Source organism: Luedemannella flava, from assembly GCF_039528515.1.
GTDB lineage: Bacteria > Actinomycetota > Actinomycetes > Mycobacteriales > Micromonosporaceae > Luedemannella > Luedemannella flava.
On sequence record NZ_BAAALT010000039.1, the window covers coordinates 16,212 to 40,789 of the forward strand.

At 68.2% G+C, this 24,578-nt stretch carries 25 protein-coding genes, 1 tRNA gene and 1 pseudogene; 18 read left to right on the plus strand and 9 right to left on the minus strand.

Going from position 1 to position 24,578, the window contains the following annotated elements:
• Positions 1-497: 497 nt before the first annotated feature.
• Genes ABD211_RS08170 through ABD211_RS08180 form a run of 3 tightly spaced genes read right to left on the minus strand, consistent with a single transcriptional unit; the run spans position 498 to position 2,873 of the window.
• Positions 498-1,751, minus strand: coding sequence for an MFS transporter (locus ABD211_RS08170; RefSeq protein ID WP_344127931.1), 1,254 nt, complete (start codon positions 1,749-1,751; stop codon positions 498-500).
• Positions 1,752-1,753: 2 nt separating this feature from the next.
• A complete protein-coding gene (locus ABD211_RS08175; RefSeq protein WP_344127933.1) occupies positions 1,754-1,969 on the minus strand; it encodes a DUF397 domain-containing protein in 216 nt (71 codons plus the stop codon).
• A gap of 49 nt (positions 1,970-2,018) precedes the next feature.
• The gene (locus tag ABD211_RS08180) at positions 2,019-2,873 is read right to left on the minus strand and encodes a helix-turn-helix domain-containing protein (RefSeq protein WP_344127935.1); all 855 of its coding nucleotides are present in this window, start codon (positions 2,871-2,873) and stop codon (positions 2,019-2,021) included.
• A gap of 1,728 nt (positions 2,874-4,601) precedes the next feature.
• Between ABD211_RS08180 and ABD211_RS08185 the strand changes: the two genes are divergently transcribed.
• From ABD211_RS08185 to ABD211_RS33860, 12 genes and pseudogenes are all read left to right on the plus strand, one after another.
• Positions 4,602-4,736, plus strand: coding sequence for a hypothetical protein (locus tag ABD211_RS08185; protein WP_344127937.1), 135 nt, complete (start codon positions 4,602-4,604; stop codon positions 4,734-4,736).
• A 130-nt stretch (positions 4,737-4,866) separates the two neighbouring features.
• A complete protein-coding gene (locus ABD211_RS08190) occupies positions 4,867-5,100 on the plus strand; it encodes a hypothetical protein (RefSeq protein WP_344127939.1) in 234 nt (77 codons plus the stop codon).
• Between the two features lie 130 nt (positions 5,101-5,230).
• Positions 5,231-5,413: a hypothetical protein gene (locus tag ABD211_RS08195; RefSeq protein ID WP_344127940.1), complete on the plus strand. Its 183-nt coding sequence runs from the start codon at positions 5,231-5,233 to the stop codon at positions 5,411-5,413.
• 77 nt (positions 5,414-5,490) lie between these two features.
• Positions 5,491-5,631, plus strand: coding sequence for a hypothetical protein (locus tag ABD211_RS08200; RefSeq protein ID WP_344127942.1), 141 nt, complete (start codon positions 5,491-5,493; stop codon positions 5,629-5,631).
• A gap of 120 nt (positions 5,632-5,751) precedes the next feature.
• Positions 5,752-6,468 (plus strand): DUF2637 domain-containing protein, encoded by a 717-nt coding sequence (locus tag ABD211_RS33850; RefSeq protein WP_425560375.1) that lies wholly within the window; start codon positions 5,752-5,754, stop codon positions 6,466-6,468.
• 330 nt (positions 6,469-6,798) lie between these two features.
• The gene (locus ABD211_RS08205) at positions 6,799-9,066 is read left to right on the plus strand and encodes a type IV secretory system conjugative DNA transfer family protein (RefSeq protein ID WP_344127944.1); all 2,268 of its coding nucleotides are present in this window, start codon (positions 6,799-6,801) and stop codon (positions 9,064-9,066) included.
• Positions 9,067-9,226: 160 nt separating this feature from the next.
• Positions 9,227-9,982: a replication-relaxation family protein gene (locus ABD211_RS08210; RefSeq protein ID WP_344127946.1), complete on the plus strand. Its 756-nt coding sequence runs from the start codon at positions 9,227-9,229 to the stop codon at positions 9,980-9,982.
• Complete coding sequence (locus tag ABD211_RS08215; protein ID WP_344127948.1) at positions 9,979-10,986, plus strand: DNA-methyltransferase; 1,008 nt, start codon at positions 9,979-9,981, stop codon at positions 10,984-10,986. The genes ABD211_RS08210 and ABD211_RS08215 overlap by 4 nt, the downstream gene beginning before the upstream one ends.
• A gap of 95 nt (positions 10,987-11,081) precedes the next feature.
• Positions 11,082-11,405 (plus strand): hypothetical protein, encoded by a 324-nt coding sequence (locus tag ABD211_RS08220; protein WP_344127950.1) that lies wholly within the window; start codon positions 11,082-11,084, stop codon positions 11,403-11,405.
• Positions 11,406-11,597: 192 nt separating this feature from the next.
• Complete coding sequence (locus tag ABD211_RS33855) at positions 11,598-11,993, plus strand: helix-turn-helix domain-containing protein (RefSeq protein ID WP_425560376.1); 396 nt, start codon at positions 11,598-11,600, stop codon at positions 11,991-11,993.
• Positions 11,965-12,522, plus strand: coding sequence for an ImmA/IrrE family metallo-endopeptidase (locus ABD211_RS08225; RefSeq protein WP_344127952.1), 558 nt, complete (start codon positions 11,965-11,967; stop codon positions 12,520-12,522). The genes ABD211_RS33855 and ABD211_RS08225 overlap by 29 nt, the downstream gene beginning before the upstream one ends.
• Before the next feature lie 17 nt (positions 12,523-12,539).
• A pseudogene (locus ABD211_RS33860) lies at positions 12,540-13,601 on the plus strand (recombinase family protein); the annotation flags it as partial.
• Positions 13,602-14,232: 631 nt separating this feature from the next.
• Here ABD211_RS33860 and ABD211_RS08235 read toward each other — a convergent pair.
• Positions 14,233-14,308, minus strand: a tRNA-Arg gene (locus ABD211_RS08235).
• 105 nt (positions 14,309-14,413) lie between these two features.
• Here ABD211_RS08235 and ABD211_RS08240 point away from each other — a divergent pair.
• Positions 14,414-16,519: a protein kinase domain-containing protein gene (locus ABD211_RS08240; protein ID WP_344127956.1), complete on the plus strand. Its 2,106-nt coding sequence runs from the start codon at positions 14,414-14,416 to the stop codon at positions 16,517-16,519.
• Between the two features lie 15 nt (positions 16,520-16,534).
• On the opposite strand, the gene ABD211_RS08245 is transcribed toward ABD211_RS08240, so the two are convergent.
• The gene (locus tag ABD211_RS08245; RefSeq protein ID WP_344127959.1) at positions 16,535-17,194 is read right to left on the minus strand and encodes an MOSC domain-containing protein; all 660 of its coding nucleotides are present in this window, start codon (positions 17,192-17,194) and stop codon (positions 16,535-16,537) included.
• Positions 17,195-17,203: 9 nt separating this feature from the next.
• Positions 17,204-18,319 (minus strand): winged helix DNA-binding domain-containing protein, encoded by a 1,116-nt coding sequence (locus ABD211_RS08250; RefSeq protein WP_344127961.1) that lies wholly within the window; start codon positions 18,317-18,319, stop codon positions 17,204-17,206.
• Between the two features lie 249 nt (positions 18,320-18,568).
• On the opposite strand from ABD211_RS08250, the gene ABD211_RS08255 reads away from it, so the two are divergent.
• Complete coding sequence (locus ABD211_RS08255; RefSeq protein ID WP_425560377.1) at positions 18,569-18,796, plus strand: family 1 glycosylhydrolase; 228 nt, start codon at positions 18,569-18,571, stop codon at positions 18,794-18,796.
• A 222-nt stretch (positions 18,797-19,018) separates the two neighbouring features.
• Here ABD211_RS08255 and ABD211_RS08260 read toward each other — a convergent pair whose 3' ends face one another.
• Positions 19,019-19,432, minus strand: a complete 414-nt coding sequence (locus ABD211_RS08260) for a family 1 glycosylhydrolase (RefSeq protein ID WP_344128125.1) — start codon at positions 19,430-19,432, stop codon at positions 19,019-19,021.
• A gap of 387 nt (positions 19,433-19,819) precedes the next feature.
• Between ABD211_RS08260 and ABD211_RS08265 the strand changes: the two genes are divergently transcribed.
• From ABD211_RS08265 to ABD211_RS08280, 4 genes are read left to right on the plus strand one after another with little or no spacing between them, the layout of a single operon-like run.
• On the plus strand, positions 19,820-21,082 hold the full coding sequence (locus ABD211_RS08265) for an ROK family transcriptional regulator (protein WP_344127963.1): 1,263 nt from the start codon (positions 19,820-19,822) through the stop codon (positions 21,080-21,082).
• 31 nt (positions 21,083-21,113) lie between these two features.
• The gene (locus ABD211_RS08270; protein WP_344127966.1) at positions 21,114-21,347 is read left to right on the plus strand and encodes a DUF6343 family protein; all 234 of its coding nucleotides are present in this window, start codon (positions 21,114-21,116) and stop codon (positions 21,345-21,347) included.
• A gap of 3 nt (positions 21,348-21,350) precedes the next feature.
• The gene (locus ABD211_RS08275; RefSeq protein WP_344127969.1) at positions 21,351-21,914 is read left to right on the plus strand and encodes a type 1 glutamine amidotransferase domain-containing protein; all 564 of its coding nucleotides are present in this window, start codon (positions 21,351-21,353) and stop codon (positions 21,912-21,914) included.
• 57 nt (positions 21,915-21,971) lie between these two features.
• Complete coding sequence (locus tag ABD211_RS08280; RefSeq protein WP_344127972.1) at positions 21,972-22,349, plus strand: hypothetical protein; 378 nt, start codon at positions 21,972-21,974, stop codon at positions 22,347-22,349.
• Between the two features lie 12 nt (positions 22,350-22,361).
• Here the strand turns inward: ABD211_RS08280 and ABD211_RS08285 are convergent, their stop codons facing one another.
• Both ABD211_RS08285 and ABD211_RS08290 read right to left on the minus strand, forming a co-directional pair.
• Positions 22,362-23,132, minus strand: coding sequence for a VOC family protein (locus ABD211_RS08285; RefSeq protein WP_344127975.1), 771 nt, complete (start codon positions 23,130-23,132; stop codon positions 22,362-22,364).
• Between the two features lie 108 nt (positions 23,133-23,240).
• Entirely contained in the window at positions 23,241-24,497 is a 1,257-nt protein-coding gene (locus ABD211_RS08290; RefSeq protein WP_344127978.1) for a PKD domain containing protein, read from the minus strand.
• Positions 24,498-24,578 lie beyond the last annotated feature (81 nt).

A 24,578-nucleotide genomic window follows, 5' to 3' on the forward strand; every position in this document is an offset into this window, starting at 1 on the left:
TGAACCTGCAGCATGTTGCGGTAATAGGTCGCCAGATCCGGCGTCAGCGGGACGGGATCAAACGCGAACGGGCCGCTAGACACGAGGTTCGCCGACGGTCACGGTGGAGCGCCGGCAGTGTTCGCAGCGGAGGAAGTGCCCGCAAGCCTGGCACCAACGGTTAGATCGCTTGAACGTGACGAGCCCGGCTATGAAGCCGAGCGTCAGTGCAGCCACCGTCGTGGCAATGGAGGTCCAGCCCACGTCGTTCTCCGAGGTCAGAGCCGTCGAGCACAAGGCCCGGGTAACGGGTCACGAGCGACCACCCGACCTGCCTGACTCAAGGGCGGCCACAAGCCATCGCCGACAGGACATGACGACGAGCCCTGGTCGGCGCTGACAACCAGCCGGGCAATCCGGTCTGGCATAGATTGGCATAGGAACTTGGACCGAATGGTATGCCAATCCATGCCACCGGGCAAGGGTGACATCCTGTTGTGTAGCGAGGATTGGCTGTCCTAATGCGACATTGAATCGGTGCTGCTCGTTGTCCGGGTCCAAAGCGCCGGACCGGCCAGGAGCGCTACCGCCAGCAGAGCAGCTCCGGCGACAAAGAGCGGTGCCCTGAGGCCGTACGCCGTCGCCACCACGCCGCCGATGAGCGCGCCGACCGGCGAGGCCGAGTTCACCAGTGTGCGGAACGCGGCGTTGACCCGGCTGAGCAACTCTGCCGGGGCAAGAGACTGGCGCAGGCCCACGTTCGTCACCGTGGTCATGGTCTGAGCGGCACCAATCACGGCCAAGAGCGGCGCGGCCAGCCAGGCGTTCGCCGTCAGGGCAATGAGCGGCCAGGCGAGGCCATGGGCCAGGGCGAGCAACAGAATCGTCCGAGACGGCCCGAGCCGCCGGTTGAACCACCCCGTGACCGGGCTACCGAGAACGCCGCCAACCGCATAGGCGGAGATGAGCAGGCCGAAGCCGGCCGCCGCGACGTCCAGGCCGTGTTCGTCAGTGGCGAGGAGAACGAACGTCGCCCAGGCCGCGTTGTACGCCAAGTTGCCGGCCGACGCGATGACCGCCGACAGTCGCAGCTGCGCGTGCAGCGCGAGCCACCGGATGCCGGACCAGACGGCCCGGAGGATGGCCGGCCGCTCGCCAGTGCTGGGCGTACGCAGCTCGGCCGGTATGCGGGAGAGCGCGGCACCAGAAATGAGGAACGACACCGCGTCCGCCGCGAATGGCAGCCAGGGCGTAACGGCGTACCCGAGCGACCCGAGCGGCGGCCCGATGAGTTGCTTGCCCGCGTTCTCCGCGCTGTAGATGCGGCCGTTAGCTCGGTCGAGCACTGGGCCGTCGCGGCCAACCAGCTCGGGCACCACGGCGTGGACCGCACCGTCATGGAAGACCTGGCCGAGCACCATGCCGAACGCCGCCATTGCCAGCAGCGGGATGGTGGCCTGGCCGGTCGCCACGAGGACCGCGAGCGTCCCAACCCCGGCCGCGCGCAGGAAGTCAGCCGTAAGCATGACGGTGCGGAACCGCCAGCGATCCAGGAGCGCGCCAGCGAACGGCTGGACCAACACCCACGGCAGATACATCGCAGCGGTCACGGCGGCCACCGCGGTCGGGTCCCGCGTAATGGTGGCAGCGGCCAGAGGAACAGCGGCGAGAAAAGCGCCATCGCCCAGAGACGAGACACCGACCGCAGTCCAGAGCCGAACCAGCCCGGCCGGCATCGCCGCCCGGGCTGGTTCGGCGTTGGTGGTTGTCACGGCTAGCTGAGCTTGCCGCTGGCCAAGCCGTCCTTGAAGGCGGTCCACTCCTGGGGCGTGAACCGGAGGACCGGTCCCGTCCCCTGATCCTTGGAGTCGCGGACTCCGACCCAGCCTTCCGGGCCGTGGGCGATCTGGACGCAGCTGCCTTCACCTGTGTTGTCACGCCATTCGGTGAACAACTCAACGGGCGGCGGGTTGAACCGGGGGTACTGCATAGGTGCTCCTTCCACGAAGTAACAAGCCCCGGACCGCCGTGGTCCGAGGCTAGGGCGTCGTTATGAGGGAGGAGATGAGGTCACGCGACTTGTCGGGCGGGAGGGCGGCGGCGACCATGCGGGACCAAGAGGCTTCGAAGTCGGCGCACTCGTCCGCGCCTACGAATGTCAGCTCGGCGGCGGGCGTCTCGACCAGGACCATGGGCGGCTCGTCCTCGTCGTTCCAGTCCACCATGAAGAAGCCGCACTGCGGCAAGGCCGCCATGGGCGTGCCGCTCGGGATGACCTGGACCGTCATGGTGCCCACGGCCGTACCGGCCAGCAGGTTGGCGAGGCTCTCCGTGGTCGCCGCCGGGCCAGCCGACGACACCCAGCGAAGCGCGGCCTCGGTCAGGACGACGTGATACGGCGTCGCGCCAGCCGTACGGAGGCGTTCACCGCGCTGGAGCCGGGCCGTGACCGCGGCCTCTACATCCGTCAGTCGGCCGAAGTTGGCTGCCTCGATGCAGGCCCGGGCGTACTCGGCCGAGTGGAACGGCCCGGTGATGAGCGTCGGATGGAACTGCCTGAGCTGCCGGGCGTTGCCGTCGATGTCGATGAGCTCGCGCTGGCGGATCTCCAGGCTGCCTCGGTGCAGGTCGCGGATTGCCGTAACGCCGTGCTCGATGGCTTCCGCCAGGGCCATGACGCGGGCGCGGTCTTCAGTGCTCGCCTGACACGCGTCGAGCCAGGCCCCGATGTCGGCGAGCGACGGCCAGCGCTCCGCCGTCTCGACCCGGCTAACCGTGGACTGGTTGACGTTGATGAGACGAGCAAGTTGCGGCCCCGACAGGCCGGCACGGCTGCGGATGACACGCAGCACGCTGCCCAACCGACGCCGCAGCCCTTTGGCCCGTTGGTCCACCGAACCTCATCTCCACGCACCTGGAGCGAGGCTATGCCAAGCTATGCAATCTAGCAATGCGGCGCGGCTGTGAAGTTATGCGCGCATCCGCACGTATAGCGAACGATCAGCCATATATGCCAAGAACTTCCACTTCCCCGAGTTTCAATGCTATAGCCACATTCGCCCATATAGGGGGCGACGAGTAACCGAACACCTGAAAGCACCGCGTCGGGGGCCACCGTTCGGACACATGGGCGTGCCTACTACAGAACAAGGACGAGTCGTCCTTGTTCCGTAGGTCCTATTTAACTTCCGCCCACGACATTTCTCCTTTAAGTTGTGTATTGCCTCTAGGTTACGCCGTTTCTGAAGCGACAGTCAACGGCAAAGAGCCAATTACCAAGTCCAGTCAATGCCGTACGAAAGCCCTTTGCGCAATCCATGCCATTCCGCATGAACGTATCGAGAACCATCGTGTGTCCGAGCGTCTTGACGTCTACTGGACTCGATCTGAGTATGAAAGTGAGTAAGATCTCCATAGGACCACCACGCAGATGGACGAGCCGACGCTGAAAATTCGATCGCCACCGTAAGTTTGCCCAGATCATAGTCTGGTGTTGAGCTAACCCACGGGCGACATTCCGTAGACGACTCAACCCCTACCCTGTAGGTGAACGTAAACTGTTCACCACGAACGAGCGACTTGGTTAGGCGGAGAACGCATAGATATCTTCCGTTTAACCAAGATTCACTCGCCACCTCGCAACCCCACTCTGGCTGCAGCTTCATTGTTCCTTCGCGTTGGTCGGAGTAGTACACGTAGTGTGTCAGAAACAAGTGATCGCCCGGGACAAGGCACCTAATCCGTCGTTCTACTGCTAGATCCGTAATGATCCTTTCCGAGTTAATTCTGTACCTGTTACTTACCAACTCAAGGATGAATGGATCTGCGGAGCCCCGATTCCGGCTGCCGCGTAGGTCGAGTCCGCGTTCGTTCGAAGCCGTTGCATGATCGAGCACCCGTTGCGCCACTTGAGCGATCGCCTTCTTTGACCATCGATCAAAGCTACTTAGTGAGCCTTTCGCATGTCTCGTTTTTGCCTGCAAATCTTCAAGATAGGCAACTTCGCGCTTTTCTCGACTGTCTTGAAAATAAGTTAGAGCAAACTGCGCCAGGAGAAGGCATCTATCTCGTTCATGCAAATCGTTGATGGCGGTATGCAGGAGATCCCGCGAGGCAGCTGCATCGTCCGCTGAATCAGAATGACCAGCAGTCCGCCAAACATGCCCGAGCGACATCAACGTCGGTTGTTCGGCAATCCGCGGCAGAGTTGCTCCTTGCTCGTTTCGCAGCTCTCCAAGCTCTTTGGTCAGTTCTTCGACGAACTGTGTTTGGGTCGTGTTTGACCCTTCGCTGAACCCGTCCTGGGCTGATGACACTGAAGTGATGCTAGACGAACTCAAGCTGGACACCCTTTCGCTTTCGATTGCCAGATGATCCCTTCGTGCTCTCCTGTTCCGCGAGCAGCCCGGACAGAATCCTTCAATAGGGCCGCCTTCCAGACGCAATGTGATCAACAAGGCCTGCGGCTTATGCAAAAGCTGTTGTGAAGCTCAATTGGAGCATCCCGCGTATAGAACCGCTAGCCATCTAGAAACGATCTTTAATCACGGAGCTAAGAAGCGACTAGCGGCCCTACAACTCGTGAGAGGAGACCGGTATGTCAGACGTCGTACCCCGCCTCGGTGACGCCCTTGTGGCATTACGAGGCGATCAAGGACGCGTACCCCGAGACGTCGTCCGAGCAGTTCAACAGGAGCATGGCCGTGGCCTGGTCCAGGCTGCACGGGTGGATGCTGCGGCGCACGTCACGCGGGTAGCCCTTACCAATGTCGCCATGCTCAGCGCGGACGAAGCCAGCTTCTCTCGGCTCGCTCCGCATGGCGCTGCGCGCTACCAGGCCATCGTGGACGCGTACGCGATCTACGCCGCTGGCGAGGTAGCGCGGTCGTGATCGCCTTCGTAATCGCAGCGGTTGCCGCGCTACTGCTGGCAGGACTCATCGGCTTCGCCGTGCGCCTCGAAGTAGATGAGGCGGAGTTGCGGGACTTGGAGGAACGCGAAGCCAAGCTGCAAGCCGAGTGGGACGCCTTTCACCAGGCCAAGCGCCTGAACGAGGCATTCTGGCAGGCCAGGACCGCTCTGCGGATCGAGGCGCTGCGTCAGGATCGGGCCGTGCGATGAACGTTAGCCCAGCGTGGCTGGTCTTCATCGGATTCGCCATCGCGATCGGAGCGTTCGTTACTGGGCGGCTCTTCCAGTGGGTCCGTGATGCCCGCAGCGCCATGGGCAGACCCCACGATCGGAACCGCAGATGAGCACCGGCCCCGGCGGGAGCTGGCAAGGCCGCGTCTTCGGCGCGGTCGTGCTGCTCCTCGCGGTGGCCATCGGGACGCGGGTGGCCGGGGAGCTTCTCCGGCCGCTCGTCCCTGGCCTCGTCGCCCTGGCCGTGCTCGGCGCCGTGTTCAGCCTGCTGTTCGGCCGCATGCGCGGGTGACGGCGTGGCGGAAAAGAAGATCTATAACCAACCTATCAAGGAGGTCGATGTGGCTGTCCCGACGAACCCGAATTGTCATGGTCGGCAAGCGCCGCGAGGCGTACGAGCGCGAGAACCGCGCGCGTGAGCTACGAGAGCTGGCCCGTCGGCTGAAGCGCGAACAGTACGAGAAGGAGGCGGCCGAGGTACCACCTCACGCCGACTCGTCGAACGAGTAGCAGAGCGACCGGGGCGCGGTGTGCGCCCCGGTCAACCAACTTCAAGAAGGAGGCTGACAGGAACCTTGCCCAAGCAGTACCGCACGATCCCGGCTGACACGCCCCAGGAGCCGGATCGCCTTGGTTAGTCCGGACGAACGACCGAGCAAGGATGGTTGGGTCGGCCTGGGCCTCGCGGTCTCCGCGATCTCGGCCGCCACTTCGAGCTTCGACGGCCTTCGATCGCTAGCCGTCGCCGCCGGCTGGCCGCTCTGGCAAGCCCCGCTCCTGCCGCTGGCCGTCGATTCCTTCGCGCTCGCGGCCGTGCGCGTGTGGTTGTCGGGCCGGACTCGGTCCCAGCGGGCGGAGGGCTTCGCCCGAGCGGCGAGCGTCGCGGCGGTCGCGCTGAGCCTGGCCGGTAACGCTGTCTGGCACTTGGTCGCGGCCGGGCTCGTGCCGGTCCGGTGGCCAGTGGTGCTCGCAGTCGGGGCGGTCCCGCCCGTGGTCCTCTTCCTTGTCGGGCATCTGGCCACCGCGCGGATGAAGGTCGACGAGCGGGACGGGGTCCGTACTCCGCCCTCGAGCGGCTCAAGTCAGCCACGCGCGTCGTCACAGTTCGCAGCCGCAGCCGGCTCAGTGCCGAGCGCGCCGAGACCACGGGCTCGATCGAGGCCGCCCCGGTCCACGCGATCTGAGGTCGAGATTCTTGCCGCCGCCCGTGACGCCGAAGCCGTGTACCGCGCGGCTCACGACGGCCGACCCATCTCCCGCGATGCCCTCCGGCAAGCCTTGCGGATTGGCGGGCCACGGGCGACGGAGCTCGTGAAGGTGCTGCGGTCGGAGCGCGCCGCCGGATGAGCTTGCTGAGTTCGCGCCTGGCGGAAACCACAAGATTTCGCGCCGCTTCAAGCCGAGATTTCGGCGGGGAGCCTCAAGATCGTGGACGCCTGTCCACATACAACGACCTTAGGGCCATACGACAGCTGTGCAGAGCTGCAGGTATGTCGCCGGATGTCTACAGCGTGAAGAAGGAGGGTCGGAACGTGGGTCGAAGGATTCGAGTGGTTGGTGTCAGGAAGGAGCAGCCGGATGTGCGCCTCATCGTGCTGGCTCTCATGACGTTGGCGCGTGAACAGATCGAGCGAGAGCGGTCGCAGGCCAGGCCGAGTGCGTCCGGGCCGGAGGTAGATGAGCGTGCTTGAGTGGACCGGGATCTACCTTGCCGGCCTCGGCCTCATCGCAGGCGTACTGGCGATGCGCCGTCAGGCTGAACGCAGGTGGCGCGGGCAGCTGGTCACCTACGCCTTGCGCTTCTCGCGCGGCGCGAGTCCGGCGGACGTGGCCGCGTTCGTCGCCGGACTGTCCGGTCTTTCCGCCGCATCGTGGCGGCGGCCGGTGGCGGTGCGGGCGGTGGTATTTGAGACGACGGCGAGCACAAGCGGCATCGCGCATCACCTGGCCATGGCACGGGCCGATGCGCCGGTAGTGCTGGCCAGCCTGCGGGCCGCGCTACCCAACGTCAGTGTCGTCCTGGACGAGAGGCACGTACCGGGTCGCATGACGGCCGCGACTGAGCTTCGCCTGTCGGATCAGCGGCGGGTCCTGAACGTCGACCAGCCGGAACGGGTGACGGCCGCCGTATTGGCAAGCGTCCAGCCGCTCAGTCCCAGTGAGCGGATGGTCATCCAATGGACCGCCGGGCCGGTGTCACCCATGAGGTCGGTCCCAGCCGCGTCCGAGCGCCAGGCCGGTTCGTCGTTCGTCGAACAGATTTGGGACGGGCTCTGGGGTTACAGCCGTAGCCCGGAACTGACCAAGGAACTGCAGCGCAAGCAGGCCCGCCCGCTGTTCGTCGCCACAGGGCGCATCGGGGCGGTGGCGGCAAGCCCCGGGCGAGCCCGCGCGCTCGTCGGTCGCGTCGTTTCCGCATACCACGCGGCGAATGCGCCGAATGCGGGCCTCCGGCGTCGTGCGGTCCCGAGCCGGCATGTCGCCCGTTGGCTGACCGATCGCCGAAGGCCGCTCGTGATGTATCCCTGCGTCCTCAACGCGGAAGAACTGGCGGCCGTCTCCTGCTGGCCCATGGGCGAGGTAACACTTCCCGGCCTTAACCTCGGCGGTTGCCGGCTAGTGCCGCCGACAAGCGACGTTCCGTCAGTCGGCCGGGTCGTGGCCCGCTCCAATTTCCCTGGCAGTGAACGCCCGCTGGCCATCTCGGTGCCGGATAGCTTGCGTCACCTGCACGTCATCGGACCAACAGGTTCAGGGAAATCCACATTACTCACCGGGCTCATCACGGCTGATATGAAGGCGGGAAATGGGGTTGTGGTAATTGAACCCAAAGGTGATCTTGTTGCCGACGTGCTGGAGCGGGTGCCGGAGGAGCGGCTGGACGACGTCATCGTCCTCGACCCCATGGACGAGCGGCCGGTGGGCCTGAACCTCCTTGCCTGCGCCGAGGTAGATCGGGAGCTGGTGGTGGACCAGATTGCCAGCATCTTCGCTACGATCTTCCGTGCTGGTTGGGGCGCCCGCACAGATGACCTGCTCAGAGCCGCTCTGGCCACTTTGGCGGGTGTGCCGGGGATGACGTTGACGGAGATCCCACTGCTCTTGACCAACTCCGGCTTCAGGCGAGGACTCGTCGGCCGCCTTGACGACCCGGTCCTCGAGCAGTTCTGGAGCTGGTACGAAGGGCTCTCCGACTCCGAGCGCACCAACATAATTGCCCCTTTATCGAACAAACTTCGCGCCGTCCTCATGCGTAGGCGGCTCCGCAACGTGGTTGGCCAGTCTGAGCCGATCCTGGATCTCGACCGGGCGCTGGCCGAGCGCAAGATCCTGCTCGTGCCGCTGGCCAAAGGGCTGCTCGGCGAGTCGGCGGCGGCGCTTATGGGCTCCCTGGTCGTGGCCCGGGTATGGCAGGCGGTCATGCGCCGCACCGCCATTCCAGCAAGCGAGCGACCGGTGACGTTCGGCTTCATTGACGAGTTCCAGGACTACCTGAACACGGCTACGAGCGTCGAGGACATGTTGGCGCAGGCTCGTGGCCTCGGGCTCTCCCTCACTCTCGCCCACCAGCACCTCGGCCAGCTGCCGGACAGCCTGCAGAAGGCCGTGCTTGCCAACGCCCGCTCGCGGGTCATCTTCCAGGTGAGCCGGGACGACGCACGGAAGCTGTCGCAGGAGACGGCGCCGCACCTGGAGGCCAGCGATCTGCAAGGCCTCGGCGCATACGAGGTCGTTGCCAAACTGTCGGCTGGCGCCCGCATCGCGCCACCGGCCACGGGCGTGACCGTACTGCCGCCCGAGCCAACCGGCTTTGGCAAGAAGGCCCGCCGGCTCTCGCGCGAGCGCTACGGCGAAGACCGGGACGTAGTCGAAGCTGCCATCCGGGCTCGTCACGATGGCCCCGGCCCGACCGGTTCGCTGGGGCGGCGGGAGGTGAAGCGATGAGCCTGCGCCCTTGGTTTGTCGCTCTTCCGGTCGCGTGGCGAACGGCGGCACGTTTCACGAGGTCAGGCTTGGTCTCCGCCGCGATTTCGCAGACGACTCCTATTACTCATCCGGAGTCCAATTCGTGAGGCGGGGGTACGTCACGGTCCGTCGACTCCAGGTGCTCGCAAACCGCCTGACCGATCAGGACCGCGAGATCCTTCGCACGCTTGCCCGTGTGCGCGTAGCTACCGCCGTCCAGCTCGAACAGCTCCACTGCGTGGCCGTGACCCGTCGCCAGTTCCGCGGCCGGCTGACCACCCTCACAGGGCAGGACCTCATCACGCGGCTGCCGCGGGTAATAGGAGGAGTGCGGTCGGGCTCGGCCGGCTACGTGTACGCACTCGGCATCGCCGGTCAGAAGCTCCTCCATCCCGACGAGCGCCGCCCGCAGCGACCCTGGCCCGTCGGCCTGGCGTTCCTCGCCCACAGCCTCGCGGTCACAGAGCTGTACGTCGGCATCAAGCGCGCCGAGCACCTCGGCGAGCTGACGCTGGGCGACTTCACCACGGAGCCGGCGTGCTGGCGCAGCTACGTGGGCCCGGGCGGGGCACGCGTGGTGCTCAAGCCGGACGCCGCCGGGAAGCTCTGGTTCGGCGAGTTCGAGGACCACTGGCTTATCGAGGTGGACCTTGGCACAGAGTCAACGACAGCCATCGCGCGGAAGGCGGACCGGTACCGCCAGTACTGGCAGAGCGGCGCGGAAGAGGCCAACACCGGCGTTCACCCGCGCACGCTGTGGCTCGTTCCGGACGAACGTCGTCGTGCCGCCCTGGTCGAGGTCCTCGGTCGTCAGCCCGCTGAAAGCTGGCGGCTGCACACGGTCGTGCTGTTCGAGGAGGCGATCACCCGGCTCACGCAAGGAGCCGGATCATGACACTGCTGCCGCGCAACACCATCCTGCAAGGCGACGCCTTGGAGCAGTTGGCCGAGCTGCCGCCCGGCTCCATCGACTGTGTAATCACCTCTCCTCCTTACTACGCCCTACGCGACTACGGACGCGATGGTCAGCTGGGACTTGAGCCGACTATCGACGGGTGGGTAGCCAACTTGCGCCGCGTGTTTGCGGAGCTTGCCCGCGTCATCAAGCCCACCGGAGCCGCCTGGCTCAATCTTGGTGACTCGTACTCCCGTCACGACCGGTACGGCGTGCCGGCCAAAGGCCTGTTGCTCGGCCCGGAGCGGGTGCTGCTTGCACTCGCCGCCGACGGATGGCTTGTCCGCAACAAGGTGGTGTGGATCAAGCCAAACCCGCAGCCCAGCTCGGTCACGGACCGACTGACGTGCGCCTATGAGGTTGTGTACCTCCTGGTCCGGAGCCGTAGTAGGTACTTCTTCGACCTAGACGCGGTCCGTGAGCCGCACCGCAGCACACGAAGCAAACGGGCGCGGCCGGGAAGCGCGAGGCCACCCGGCTGGGCCGGGCCGTTGGCCGGGTCGCAAGAAGGCCTGCGCCGTCCGCGCAGCGTGGACATGCCCGGCCACATCCTCGGGAAGAACCCAACTGACGCCTGGGTCATCGCGCCGAGCGCTTTTCGCGGCGGCCACTTCGCCACCTTCCCTGAGGCACTTGTCCGCCGACCGTTGCTGGCCACCTGCCCGGAAGCGGTCTGCACTGCCTGCGGTGAGCCGTGGCGCAGGCGGACGACCCGCACCCGTGATTACTCGGACGGCGAGCGACCCGGCCTCGGGCCGCTGGTGCCGTGCGGATGCGGTGCGCCAACCGCGCCCGGCGTCGTACTCGACCCCTTCGCGGGTAGCGGGACCGTGGCGATCGTCGCTCGCCGCCACGGCCGCGACTACCTCGGCATCGAACTCAACCCCGACTACGTGCGCCTGGCTGAGGACCGGATCGGTCGCGCTGACTCGCAAGGGCCTTGAGGAACCGGGTCGTGACCGCTCGCCGGTGTCGTGCGGCCGTTGTCGTCATCTCGCCACGAGATGACCGGCCGCACCCGCACCGAGGAGTGAGCACCATGACCGAGGCGACCAGATCCGGCACGAAGACGCTTGGCGTGCGTCTCGTCGACGATCTCCATGCCCAGCTATCGCTCGTGGCACAGATCGACGGGATGACATTGACTGATGCCATCTTGGAAGCGATCCGGACGTTCATCGACCGCAAGCGCCAGGAGCCGAGCTTCGCCGAGCGCGCAAGCGTGGCGCTGGCGGAGATCGAGCGGGAGGCCCAGGCCCGGCGTTCGGCCGTCCAGACGCTGTTCGGCGGCAACGCACCCGAGCCTGCGGCGGCCGAACCCGTAGAGGACACGGGCCGCCGGCGCGGTGACCGCAAGGCGTGACACCAATTGCTGGAGGAGCGGTCATTTTAAGAGGCCGCTCCTCCGGCAAGTCCCTAAGAGGCGCTTCGCCTGGCGAAAATGCTAGATCCACGGCCGATATTCATTACCAAAATCGTGGGAATACCGTGGACGGTAATCGACGATAGAAATAGAATTGATTATAAAACGAAAACCAACGAAAATGGAGGTGAGATGAATGAACAGAATGCTCGGGAAGCTGCGAATCTCGGAGCCCACGTCAAACAGCTGCGACAAAGTCACGGACTAAGTGTGCGGCAGCAGGCGGCAAGGGCTGGAGTGGACGCCACTTGGTTGTCACGAGTGGAGCGTGGCGTCTACACACGTCCAGATCCAAGACTGCTATGGCAGCTGGCCCGAGCCCTTGATGTCGAGGTCGCTGACCTGTACCTCACCGCCGGCTACGGCGATGCTCACGGCCTGCCTGGTCTTGCTCCCTACTTACGCGCGAAGTACCAGCTGCCCGAGGAAGCCATTACGCAAATGGCAGCCTACTTCGACTTCATAGCGCACAGATACAGCAACCAGAAAGGAGAACCGGATGGCCGGAATCATGACCATACTTCGTGACCATGTAACAATTCGTCCCCTGACCCTCGTCGAGAGCCTGCGCACTGCAGAACTTCAGGCGCTCGCCCTGCTCAAATTTTCCGGTATCGCCGAGCCGCCCGTTCCGGTGTCGGTCATTACACAGATAGAGCGGATGCAAGTCGAATACGTCAGCCTGGGAACCATCTCAGGCGCAGCTCAATGGGTCAGCGGTCGCTGGCTCATTTTAGTTAACCGCAAAGACGTACGCGGCCGACAGCGCATGACACTCGCCCACGAGTTCAAGCACATCTTGGACAACCCGTTCATCAGCGTGCTGTACCCGTCGTACTGCACCCTCGGCCGCCACGAGCGCCAGGAGCTGGTCTGCGAGTACTTCGCCGGGTGCCTGCTCATGCCCCGGGCGTGGCTCGAAGCCGCATGGCACGCAGGTGTGCGTGATGTCCGGGAGTTGGCTGCTCGGTTCGACGTGTCGCTCCTTGCCATGCGCGTACGCCTCATGCAGATCGGGCTGCTGGAGCGAGTGGCCACGAACGAGACCGAAGCGTAAGAGAGGAGCGAACGATCATGTCTACAGGAACATCAGCTACATCCACAGAACCGCAGCTCGCGAAGCTCGCTGTCATCTACCTGCGCGTCTCGACCGCCAAGCAGGCCGACCGTGGTGACGACCCGGATGGCTACTCGCTACCCGCGCAGGAGGACGCCTGCCGCCGCAAGGCGGAGGCGCTCGGCGCGGACGTCGTGGAGGTGTTCATCGACCGGGGCGAGTCGGCCAAGACTGCCGACCGGCGCGAGTTCCAGCGGATGCTGACGTTCGTCAAGGAGCGGGGCGGCATCGACTACGTCATCCTCGACAAGGTCGATCGCTTTGCCCGCAACCGTCGGGACGACGCCAACCTCATGTTCGAGCTCAAGATGGCCGGTACGCAGCTCGTCAGCGTGAAGGAAAACATCGACGACACTCCGGCCGGCCAGCTGCTGCACGCGATCATGGCGGGCATCGCTGAGTTCTACAGCAAGAACCTGGCCACCGAAGCCCTCAAGGGCATGACCCAGAAGGCCAAAGTCGGCGGCACTCCCGGACGCGCACCGATCGGATACCTCAACACCCGCCAGCGCCTCGACGGGCGGGAGACCGCAACCGTCGTTGTCGATCCGGACCGCGCCCCGCTCGTGCGCTGGGCCTTCGAGGCCTACGCCACCGGCGAGTGGACGATGCGAACCCTCACTGACGAGCTGGCGGCCAAGGGCCTCAAGGCGTTACCCCACGGCCGCAAGCTCGCCGGCCCTATGCAGCTCTCCCGCGTCGCGAACATGCTGAACAACCGCTACTACCTCGGCCGCGTGATCTTCAAAGGCATGGAGTACCCCGGCCGTCACGAGCCCCTGATCAGCGAGGAGCTGTTCGAGCGGGTGCAGGATGTGCTTCGCAGCCACACCAACGGAGAGAAGCAGCGCACCCATCGCCACTACCTGCGGTCCACCGTCTTCTGCGGCGGGTGCGGCGCCCGGATGTGCTTCATGCAGGCCAAGGGCCTATACGGCTACTTCTTCTGTTTGGGCCGGCACCAACGGCGCACCAACTGCGCGCTGCCCTTCCTGTCTGCAGCCGAGGTCGAGGCCGCCGTGGAGCGGTACTACGCCACGGTCCGGCTGACCGAAGACGAGCAGGAGGTGGTCCGGCTCGGCCTGGAAGCCGAGATCACCCGGCTGCGCAGCCGGGCACTGCCCGAAATCTCCTGGGCGAAGCACCGCGTCGCGGCGTTGGAAGACGAACGCCGCCGGCTGGCACGCGGCGTCGTCACGGGAGCGGTCCCAGACGACTTGGCACGTGAGGAGCAGGACCGCATCAATACCGAGCTACGGCAGGCCGCCCGCGTCATGGAGGCGGCCGAGGTCACGTACGAGCACATCGATGCCACGCTTGACGCGGCGCTTGACCTGCTGGCGCGGTGCGACGACGTCTACCGCCGTGGCGATGAGCGAGTACGCCGCCTGGTCAACCAGTTCCTGTTCGAGAAGCTGCTGATCACGCCGGATGATGAGGCGGTGGCAGTCACGGAAGCCGAGTGGCGAGAGCCATGGGCAACCCTGACCAGTCCTGCCTTCATGGCACAGATGCGTGAGAGCGCAGCTGGCGAGGATGACGCAGCTGACCTTGTCCGACCCGGGGATCTGGCCGACAGCGGCTCAAGCTCCGGCAACACAACAAACCCCGGCGCCGATCTTGGCGGCCGAGGTTTGAAAGGGATGATTCTGGTGCCCCCGGCAGGAATCGAACCTGCGACACATGGTTTAGGAAACCACTGCTCTATCCCCTGAGCTACGGGGGCGCGAGGCCCCAGCCTACCTGCCCGGTGGCGGCGTCCGTCGTCGGGCGCGGGACAACTGTCCGCCCGGGTCTGCACCGGCCGGCACGTGTGTGTCATTGTGGCCGAATGCTGTCGTCCGGCTACCGTCTCGGCAACTATGAGGTTGTCCGTTTCCTTGGTGCCGGTGGCCAGGGCGCGGTTTACCTCTGCCGGCACGTGCGGCTGCACCGGCTGGACGCCGTCAAGCTGCTGCCGCACTACCGGGGCGACCCGTCCTCGCGGCTGCGGTTCGAGCGGGAGGCCGCGAGCGCCGCTCGGCTGCGTCACCCGAACCTGGTGACGGTCCACGACGCGGGCGAGATCGAGGACGGCTCGTTCTACGTCGCCATGGAGTACGTGGACGGACCGAGCCTCTCGGCCGTCATCCGGGAGAACCTCATCGCGGACCTGGACCGGATGATGCGCGTACTTAAGCAGGTCGCGGACGCGCTCGACGTGGCGCACCGGGCGAACCTGGTGCACCGGGACGTGAAGCCGGCCAACATTCTGGTGGCCCGCGCCGACACCGACGAGCCGCACGCGTACCTGGTCGATTTCGGGATCGCGAAGCTCGTGACGACCGGTGACCCTTCGATGACGAGTCAGATCATGGGCACGTACGCGTACATGCCGCCGGAGCGGCTCGACGGGAAGTCGGGCACGCCGCGATCGGATCAGTACTCGCTGGCCTGCACCGCGTATCACTGGCTGGTCGGATCGGTGCCCTACCCGGAGTCGAGCCCGGTGGCGCTCATGCGGGCCGTCACGGGGGACCCGCCGCCGCGCGCCAGCGTGCGCCGGTCGGACCTGCCGGGCGAGGTGGACACCGTGCTGGCGCGGGCCCTGGCGAAGTCGCCGGCCGAGCGGTTCGACACGTGCGCGGAGTTCATCGCCGCCCTGGAGACGGCGCTGTACGACCCGCCGGACATCATCGCCACCATTCGGAGCTGGGACGACGACCTGGTCAACACCGCGGACAAGGCCGTCCCGCCCACCCCGAACGACGAGCCCGCCACAAACGGGATCGCCGCCGGAAACAACGCAGCCGCGAAGAACGACGGAGCCGCGAAGAACGACGGAGCCGCGAACAACAACGGAGCGGACCGGAACAACGGAGCGGACCGGAACAACGCAGCCGACAGGAACAACGCAGCGCCCGCGGAACCCGCTGCCGCGACGCCGCCCGGACCGACACCGCCCACGCCACCCGGGCCCACGCCACCCGGGCCCACGCCACCCGGGCCCACGCCACCCGGACCTGCGCAGGCCGGCCCGCCGGTGCGGGCGCGGGCGTCCGTGGTCCCGGCCCGCCCGCAGGGTCCCGCACCCGGCCCTGGCGGCGTCCTCACCCGGGCCGACGCCGGCCAGCGCGGCGGGATGCACGTCCCCGCCCAGCGTGGCGCCCACCCGACCGGCCCGCCGACCCGGGGCACCGTGCACCGGGTGGAGCCGTGGTGGCGCAAGGCGCTCGTACCCGTGGGTGTGCCCTTGTCGGTGTTGGTCGCGCTGCTCGCGGCGCCCGGCATCCGGACGACGTTGACCGCGTCGAACGTGCGCTACGGCCTCGTCGTTACCAGCGTCCTGTCACTCGTCGTGGTCACCCTCGGCGGCCTCGGCACGTGGCTGATGGTGTTCCGCCGGCGGGGGACGTGGCTGGCCACGGCGGTCAGTGTGCTCGTCTGGCCGGTGCTCGCGATCGGCAACACGATCAGCCCGCGCGAGGTCCCGATCAACAAGGGGACGGCGGTGACCGCCACCCGACCCGGCGACCTCGTCCTCGCCTCGGGGGCTGTGGGGTTCGTGCTGTTCGCCGTCTCCGCCCTGCTCGCCGGCGCGTGCCTGTACGGTGCGGTGCGGTGGAAGGGCGCCCGTCCGTCCGTGACGCGGCTGCCGATCGCCCACTGGGCGTGGCCGGGCGGGGCGGTCGTGGCCCTGACCGTGCTCGCCGCCCCGCTGCTGGACCTGGGCAACGTGTTCCTGCCGGCCGGCATCGCGTCGCTGGTGGTGGCGTTCGTCTGCTTCGCGCACCGGTGGGTCGAGGCCTGGTACCTGTTCCTCGCCGCCCACGGCGCCTTCGTGATCTACGGCCTGTCGGCGGGGTCGTTCGGCTCGGAGATCGTGTACTACCTGGTGGCGCTGGCGGTCGGCGGCATGGGCCTGGCCGTCTGGCGCTACGACGCCGCCCGGGGCTGACCGCCGGGCGGGTCGCTACGTGGCGTGGACGCGGCGGGCGGCGTGGTCGCGGGTCGACTGCGCCAGTTGCGGCACGTCGAGGAGGCGGGGGAGCAGCTCGGGCTCGCGGGTCAGGGCACGGAAGACCACGCCGACCGTCACGTCGTGGTCGGGCCGCGAGACGACCGTGACCGGGTCGCCGCCGCGGATCTCGCCGGGCGTGATGACGCGCAGGTAGGCGCCTGGCCGGGCGGCCACCGTGAACCGCTTGACCCAGTGCTCCTCCTCGATCCAGCGGGCGAACGTGCTGCACGGGATGCGCACGTCGGCGATCTCCAGCAGCACCTCGTCGCCGATGGCCCATCGCTCGCCGATCAGCGCGCCGGTGACGTCGAGCCCCCGCGTCGTGGCGTTCTCGCCGAACACGCCGCTGGGCAGGGGGTGGCCCAGCTCGGCCTCCCACCAGTCGAGGTCCTCCCGGGCGTACGCGTAGACGGCCTGGTCGTCGCCGCCGTGGTGCCTGCGCGAGAAGATCTCGTCGCCGACGAGGCCGCTGCCCAGGCCGCCGAGCTTGGGGCCGGGCGCGCGTACGTGCACGGGGTGGTCGACGGGTCGCCGGTCGATGCCGGTGGTGCCCACGTCGCCGCCGGGGTCGGGGCGGGGCACGGACACGTTCACGGACAGCAGTGAGGGCATGCGGCCAGCCTAGGTCCAGCTCACCTCCGCCGGCATGCCGATAAACCGGGAGTACGGCGCGAACGCCGCCTCCGCGGCGGCCCGGTCGGCGGCGGTGGGGGCGGCGAACGGGGCGACCGAAATGTCCACGTGGGCGCGCTTGACCGCGCGGCGCCAGGTGCCGACGACGCGGCCGGACCGCACGAGGGTGGGCTGGAAGACTCCGTTGCCGCCGGGGATGATCGCCTGCTTGTGCTCGTCGTCGAGCATCATCGACCGGTCCTTGAACCCCAGCATGTACTCGTCGAAACCGGGCAGGGCCCGGGTGCCCTTCAGCGGGCCAGCGGAGTAGCACTCTACGAGCGCGCTGTCCGCGTACATCTCGATGCCTTCGACCCGCACCGGGGCGAGTGCGGCACCGGCGACCGCGATGGCGCGCTTGCAGTCCGTGGCCGTCAGGCCCGTCCAGCCGACGAGGTCCTGCCGGGTCGTCGGGCCGTGGCTGCGGAAGTAGCGCGTCGCGATGAGCGCGAGGGCCTCGTCGCGGTCGGGCCGCACGGGGTCGGGGACCCACTCGTCGAGCAGCATGAACGCCTGCTCCTTGCCGATGTTCGGGGCGAAGCACGTCACGCCCTGCTGGCTCGCGTACCACAGCAGGTGGTAGCCGAGCTGGCCGGTGACCTCGACGCCCGCCTCGATGAGCGCCTCGATGCACTGGGCGCGGGTCAGCCGCCTGCCGCCGGTGAGCGCGGCGCCGAGCACCTCGACCGAGCGGTTGGCGACCTCGTCGCTCAGCCCCAGGAACTCGCGGCGCTTGGCGGCGCCGGCGAGCGCGCGGACGCCCATGAGGTCGAGCATCCAGTGCGCGTCGCGGGGCGGCACGTAGTGCACGGTGCCGCGCATCGGCCAGGTGCGGATCGCCTCGCGCCGCTCGAACGCCGCGTCCAGGTCGGCGGTGGTGAGCTTGGGCAGCCGGGCGCCGAACGACCACGCGGCGCTCGCCGCGTCCTGTGCCTGCATGGCGCCGAACCAGGTGACCACGCCGGCGACGTCGTCGGGCGCGGGCGTCGGGTCGCCGGCGGGCCGGTCGGCGAGCAGCAGGCTCATCATGCGCATCGCGAGGGCGTCGGCCCGGCTCAACTCCATGGCCCTCAAGCTACCGGCGCACGCTGACATGTCGCGGGCGCGGACCGTGACGGCGGCGTTACCTGGGAGTCTCCATGACCCTTATATGAAGTCTCAAACTTAGCGTCAGTCGTTACCGTCCCGTTACTGACCAGCCGCGTTACTCGTCCACGAAACCGGTTACGACTGGGAGATCCGCCCCGAGGGCCTGCGCGACCTGCTCGTGCGCCTGCACCGCGAGGATCTCGACCGCACGGGGCCTGGTCGCTGATGGACAACTTCGAGGGGGCGTACGGGTACGACAAGCGGTTCGGCATCGTCCGCGTCGACTACGACACCCAGGTCCGTACCCCAAGCGCAGCGCCCTCTGGCTGCGCGACGCGATCGCCTCGTGGCGGGCCAACGCCTGACCTTGCGTCGGGAAGGGGCGGGGCCGCCGGTCAGTCGACCAGCGGCCCCTTCTCTCGATCGGCCGAACGAGCTGTGTGCGGAGAGTGATGGCGGGCGGGAATTGCTGAGCGTAGTGAATGTGTCCGGGTCGCAGTGGCCACCCCACGTCCTTTGCTCTGCTTACCTTTAGGAAGCACCGCAGTGACCTGCGCATTCGCGTGGCGCGGCGTTTTGTACAGATTACTCAGCGTGCCTGATTCCTATTGGTAAGCAGAGCAAAGGGGGGAGGGGGTGGTGTGGGCGCGCGGGCGGGACCGTCACGATGAGTGACTAGGGTGAACTTGTCGCGGTGGGGTGGGCGGCGCGGTGGGCGCGGATGAGGTCGGCGTAGCGGTGGCCGCTCGCCTTGATGGTGCGGCGCTGGGTGGCGTAGTCGACGTGGACCAGGCCGAAGCGCTTCGCGTAGCCGTACGCCGACTCGAAGTTGTCCAGCAGCGACCAGGCGAGGTAGCCGGCGACGGGGGCGCCGGCCGCGACCGCCCGGGTCACGGCCGCCAGGTGCTCCTCGAGGTGGGCCATGCGGTCCTTGTCCTCGATCGTGCCGTCGGGGGTGACGGTGTCGGGCCAGGCGGAGCCGTTCTCGGTGACGTAGACGCGGCGCGCGCCGACTTCTCGGTCAGGCGCAGGGGCAGCTGCTCCAGGCCGTCGGCGTACACCTCCCAGCCCATGTCGGTCAGCGTCCAGTCGGGCGAGGAGACCTGCGCGGCGCGCGGGGCTGACCCGGCCGGGTCAGCGGTCACGACCTGGCGGAAGTAGTAGTTCAGGCCGATCGGCCGGGTAGCCGCGGCCGTGCAGCGGGTCGAGCCACCAGCGGTTCGTGTGGCCGTCCGCGCGGCGCGCGGCGGCGCCCGACCGTCGGCGGCGACCGCCCCCTCGATCTGGTATGCGGACGTTGGCCGCTCCCGAGCGGAAGGCCGGCCCGAGGCCGTGGGCACCCGACATGTCACTCCTCGGCCGGTCGACGGCTTATTTCGAGTGTCGACTAAACCGTGTCGCGGTGGCTCGGTCACGGCATGACGACCGCATCGGAGGAGGCCGGCAACGGTCCGTAACGGGTACGCTCAGGCCGCGATGGACTCGACGCACACCACCACCCGCGACATCCGCCGGCGCAACCGGTCGGTGCTGCTGACCACGCTGTTCAAGGACGGCCCGCTGAGCCGGCTCGAGCTGAGCCAGGTCACCGGCCTGTCCACCGCCACGGTCAGCACCGTCACCGCCGATCTGCTCGCCGACGGGCTCGTGGCCGAGGCCGGCCAGGTCGAATCGGCCGGCGGCCGGCCGCGCGTCCTGCTGCGCCTCAACCCGGAGTACGGGTACCTGATCGGCGTCGACGTCGGCGAGACGGGCGTGACGGTCGAGCTGTTCGACGCGGCGCTCACCCGGCTGCGCGCCATCGAGCGCCCGCTCGACTCCGTGCGCCCCGAGCCGAAGGCCGTGGTCAAGGAGGTCGCCAGCGCCATCGCCGACATCCTCGCCGGCCCGCCGGTCGAGGAGACCGAGAGTGACGGGCTCGGCCCCGTCGATCCCGCCCTGGTGATCGGCATCGGGATCGGCGTGCCCGGCATCGTCGAGGAGGCCGGCACGGCCCTCGTCCACGCCCCGACCATCGGCTGGCACTCCGTCGCCCTCGCCGAGCTGCTCAGCGAGGCCGGCGTCACGCCGCCCGTGCTGCTCGGCAACGGTGCGCGCACCCAGGCGCAGGCCGAGATGTGGTTCGGCGCCGCGAAGGGCGTCCGGCACGCGGTCATCGCGCTCGTCGGCTCCGGCGTCGGCGCCACGGTCGTCACCGAGGGCTCGCCGTACCGGGGCATGAGCGGCAGCGCCGGCGAGTGGGGCCACACCACCCTGGTGTACGGCGGGCGCGGCTGCCGCTGCGGCGCGACCGGCTGCGTCGAGGCGTACGTGGGGGCCGAGGGCGTGCTGGCCCGGCTGGCCGAGGCCACCGGCGAGCCGGCCGACGACGACGAGGTCGCCGGGCTCGCCCGGCTCATCGCCGCCGCGGACGCGGCGCCGGAGGGCCCCGAGGCTCGGCTGCTGGACGCCGTCGCGGACGAGCTGGGCGCGGCCATCGGCAACCTGGTCAACATCCTCAACCCCGAGCGGGTCGTGCTGGGCGGCTGGGCCGGCCTGGCCATGGGCGCCGCGCGGCTGCCCCGGATCCGGTTCGGCGCCCGCCGGCAGGCGCTCGACCGGCCGTACCACCAGGTTTCCATCGAGCTGAGCCACCTCGGACCTGACGCCGTCGCGCTGGGCGCGGCCACCCTGCCCCTCGCTGCCCTGCTGGCCCGCGGTGGTGAGGCTCCGCGCATGGCTCCCGGCCGTCCGGGGTAATGGACCTCCCGGAGTACGGGAGGTGAGGCGCATGCCGATCGGACCGCAGCCCCGGGGTGCCCGGGGGACGGTGGGTCATCCCTACAGCGCGCTGCACCTGCGTCTTGTGCTGGCGCTCTTCGGCCTGGTGCTGTGCGTGCTGGGCGCCATCTGGTGCCTCGGCGAGGGGTTCACCGGATTCGGGATCGTGCTGGTGGCGCTCGCCGCCGTGACGATCGTTGATCTCGTTGTGATCACGCTGCGACTTCGCGCCGGACGGAGGTAGGTCATGGGCACGGTCGCGTTCCTCGTCGCGGGCGAGGGCATCGAGGAGGTCGAGCTGACCACGCCGTGGCGGGCCGTGGCCGAGTCCGGCCACACGCCGGTCCTGGTCGCGCCGGCCGCCGGCGAGGTGCAGGCGTTCCGGCACCTGGACTACGCCGGCCGGTACCCGGTCGATGTCGTGGTCGGCGACGCGCACGCGGCCGACCACGACGCGCTGGTCCTGCCCGGCGGCGTGGCCAACGGCGACGCGCTGCGCGCGGAGCCCGAGGCGGTCCGCTTCGTGCGGGAGTTCTTCGACGAGGGACGGCCGGTGGCCGCCATCTGCCACGGCGGCTGGGTGCTCATCGAGGCGGGCGTTACCGGCGGCCGCAAGCTCACCTCGTGGCCCAGCATGCAGACCGACTTCCGCAACGCGGGAGCGAGCTGGGTCGACGAGGAGGTCGTGGTCGACCGCGCGACGCCCGGCGGCGTGCACCGGTCCGGCGCGGCCTCGACGCTCGTGACCAGCCGCAAGCCCGACGACCTGCCGGCCTTCTGCCGCGAGCTGGTCGCGGCCCTTCCTGGCTGAGGGTTCCGTCGGCCATCCGACCGGCGCATCCTCCGGTCTCGATGGTTGCATGGGTGCATGGCCGCCCCGCTGCGCCAGGTGCTCGTCGCCGGTGCGTTCACCCTGGTAGGACTCGCCCTGCTCGCCGTTCCGGCGCGGTTCGAGGGGCCCGTGCTCGTCCCCGTCAGTGACGGTCACGGGTTGTCGGTCCTCGACGGGATCGGCGCCGGGCTGCTCGCCGTCGCGGTGACGTGGCTGGAGGTGCTCGTCGTGTGGCGGCTGCCGCGGTTGGCGCTGCCGCCCCGCGCGCTGTTCGGGCTGGGCCTGCTCGCCGGGCTGGGCATCGGGTTGGTGATCGCGTCGGCGTTCAGCGGGTTCTTCTGGTGGTGGGCCGTCGGCGCGGGCGCGGTCGGTGTCGCGGCGTTGGTCCTCGTGCCGCTGACGGCCCGGCGTTAGGGCCGGGTGCGGCTAGGCCGCCGCGGCCGGCTCGAAGACGCTGAACGTCGCGCCGTGCGGGTCGACGGCGTTGGCGAAGCGGCCCTCGGGGATGTCGACCGGCGGGCGCACCACCGTGCCGCCGAGCCTGGTGACCAGCGCGGCCGCCTCGTCGCAGTTCGTCACGCCGAAGTAGACGCCCCAGTACGGTGGCACGTCGGCGGGGAACAGGTCGCCCATGGCCATCATGCCGCCGACCGGGCGACCGCCGGTGATCCACTGCGTGTACGTGATGGTGCCGGCGTCGTCGAGCGTGTCCTCCGTGGCCCAGCCGAACACGGAGCTGTAGAACGCCTTGGCCGAGTCCACGTCGCGGGTGTAGAGCTCCTCCCAGCTCAGCGCCCCCGGCGCGTTGAACAGCTCGGCGCCCTTCATCTCGCCGGGCTGCCAGATGCCGAACGCGGCGCCCGCGGCGTCGAGGGCGATGGCCATCCGGCCCTGCTCGGCGATGTCGAACGGCGGGGCGATGACCTGCCCGCCAGCGGCGCTGATCTTGTCGGACGTCTCGTCCGCGCTGCTCACGATGATGTACGTGGTCCAGGCGACGGGCTGGTCGGGCGTCATGAGCGACCCGGCGCCGGCCACCGACCGGCCGTCCTTCGTGAAGATCGTGTATCCGCCGAACTGCGGATCGGGTGACGTCTGCGGCTCCCAGCCGAACAGTGCGCCGTAGAACCGCTTCGTCGCGTCCAGGTCGGGCGAGCCGAGGTCGACCCAGCCCGGTACGCCCGCGCCCACTGCCATGCCGCCTCCTCGTCGCTGTCCGGGAACGGCGGAGGTGCCGCACCCGTGCGTCCACACATGGACTACCACAGGTGCGGCACCTCCGTACCGCTTTGACCGGTTGACGCGCTAGCGGTGCAGCGGGAACATGCCCAGCTTGCCGTGGTACTCGTAGCCGAGGCGGTCGGTGTCCGAGCCGACGAACAGCCCGTACGACGTGGCGACCATGGCCTCGACGCCCTTGCCGCGGGTGCGGGTGGGGTTCCAGTCGAACACCGAGCCGTCGCGCGGGTCGAGCGCGGCGATGCCGAGCCGCGGGATGGCGCCCCGGGCCGCGAAGTTGCGCCCGTACGGGTTGCTCATCCAGCGCTGGTGTCCGCCGACGTACACGGCGGCACCGGTGACCGACACGGCCGAGAGCGTGTCGCCGCCCGTGTGGTTGACCCAGGTGGGCCCGTGCTCGCCGCTGCCCTGCGGGTCGAACCGGGCGGCGGTGTCGCACATGCGCCGCGGGCCGGAGATCGCGCCCGTGGTGACGACCACGAAGTACGCGCCGTTGGGCGAGAAGTCGACGGCGCGCACGTATGTGTCGAACGCCCGGTGGCACAGGCTGTCGTAGGCCATCGTGTACCAGGGGTCGACCGTGGGCCGGCGGCTGCCGACATTGAGGACGGCCAGCTGGGAGCGCGGCTCGCCGTTGACCCGGGTGATCTCGCCGATGATGACCAGCTTGCGGCCGTCGGGGCTGAGCGAGATGTCCTCCAGCTTCACGCGCGGGTGGTTCGGTGCCGTGATGCTGATCTGGAACTCGCGGTCGGCGAGGCCGGTGCGGGCGTCCAGCCGGGTGAGGACGGGCTGCCGCCCGCCGCCGGCCGAGCTGAAGTTGCCCGCGACGTAGAGGTCGTTCCCGTGGATCTCCATCGCCCGGACCTCGCCGGTGTCGATGGTGCCCTCAAAGCCGTCGCTGATCTCGCCGTTGAAGAGGTTGAGCTTGACGATGCCGCGGCGCCGCTGGTCGTTGACCCAACGGAACGCGCCGCCCACGATCACGGTGTCGTTCGGCCCGGGGACCAGCGCGTTGACCGGACCGTCGAGGTCGGGCCGGAAGTCGCGGAACCGGCCGGTCGTGGCGTGGAAGGCGAACAGGAACGGCCGGCGGATGGCGCGGCGCTGGCCGGCCTCGGCGATGCGCGAGAAGTCACCGCCCACGACCACGGTGTCGCCGACGACAGCGATCGCGTTGACCTGTCCGTTGAAGATGTTGGGTGTCCAGTCGACTGGATCGGCGCTGACGACAGCGGGTTGCTGCATGTCGGCGTAGCCCGGCGTCGTCCAGGAGACGAACGCGACGGACAGGGCGATAAGAACGGCAAGATATCGACGCACAGGTTCTCCCAAAAGGTTGATGCACCCGGCACAACGATCAAGTGCCCCGGCGCGATTCGGGAGATAAGCGACAGAAATTAC

What these genes read in the sequence shown, in the direction of transcription:
- ABD211_RS08270 (WP_344127966.1), top strand. Translation starts at nt 21,114, where the DNA reads ATGCCGATCGGACCGCAGCCCCGGGGTGCCCGGGGGACGGTGGGTCAT.
- ABD211_RS08250 (WP_344127961.1), bottom strand. Translation starts at nt 18,319, where the DNA reads ATGGAGTTGAGCCGGGCCGACGCCCTCGCGATGCGCATGATGAGCCTG.
- ABD211_RS08255 (WP_425560377.1), top strand. Translation starts at nt 18,569, where the DNA reads ATGGACAACTTCGAGGGGGCGTACGGGTACGACAAGCGGTTCGGCATC.
- ABD211_RS08245 (WP_344127959.1), bottom strand. Translation starts at nt 17,194, where the DNA reads ATGCCCTCACTGCTGTCCGTGAACGTGTCCGTGCCCCGCCCCGACCCC.
- ABD211_RS08200 (WP_344127942.1), top strand. Translation starts at nt 5,491, where the DNA reads ATGGTCGGCAAGCGCCGCGAGGCGTACGAGCGCGAGAACCGCGCGCGT.
- ABD211_RS08225 (WP_344127952.1), top strand. Translation starts at nt 11,965, where the DNA reads ATGGCCGGAATCATGACCATACTTCGTGACCATGTAACAATTCGTCCC.
- ABD211_RS08175 (WP_344127933.1), bottom strand. Translation starts at nt 1,969, where the DNA reads ATGCAGTACCCCCGGTTCAACCCGCCGCCCGTTGAGTTGTTCACCGAA.
- ABD211_RS08280 (WP_344127972.1), top strand. Translation starts at nt 21,972, where the DNA reads ATGGCCGCCCCGCTGCGCCAGGTGCTCGTCGCCGGTGCGTTCACCCTG.
- ABD211_RS33855 (WP_425560376.1), top strand. Translation starts at nt 11,598, where the DNA reads ATGAATGAACAGAATGCTCGGGAAGCTGCGAATCTCGGAGCCCACGTC.
- ABD211_RS08285 (WP_344127975.1), bottom strand. Translation starts at nt 23,132, where the DNA reads ATGGCAGTGGGCGCGGGCGTACCGGGCTGGGTCGACCTCGGCTCGCCC.
- ABD211_RS08265 (WP_344127963.1), top strand. Translation starts at nt 19,820, where the DNA reads ATGGACTCGACGCACACCACCACCCGCGACATCCGCCGGCGCAACCGG.
- ABD211_RS08275 (WP_344127969.1), top strand. Translation starts at nt 21,351, where the DNA reads ATGGGCACGGTCGCGTTCCTCGTCGCGGGCGAGGGCATCGAGGAGGTC.
- ABD211_RS08195 (WP_344127940.1), top strand. Translation starts at nt 5,231, where the DNA reads ATGAGCACCGGCCCCGGCGGGAGCTGGCAAGGCCGCGTCTTCGGCGCG.
- ABD211_RS08240 (WP_344127956.1), top strand. Translation starts at nt 14,414, where the DNA reads ATGCTGTCGTCCGGCTACCGTCTCGGCAACTATGAGGTTGTCCGTTTC.
- ABD211_RS08220 (WP_344127950.1), top strand. Translation starts at nt 11,082, where the DNA reads ATGACCGAGGCGACCAGATCCGGCACGAAGACGCTTGGCGTGCGTCTC.
- ABD211_RS08205 (WP_344127944.1), top strand. Translation starts at nt 6,799, where the DNA reads ATGAGCGTGCTTGAGTGGACCGGGATCTACCTTGCCGGCCTCGGCCTC.
- ABD211_RS08215 (WP_344127948.1), top strand. Translation starts at nt 9,979, where the DNA reads ATGACACTGCTGCCGCGCAACACCATCCTGCAAGGCGACGCCTTGGAG.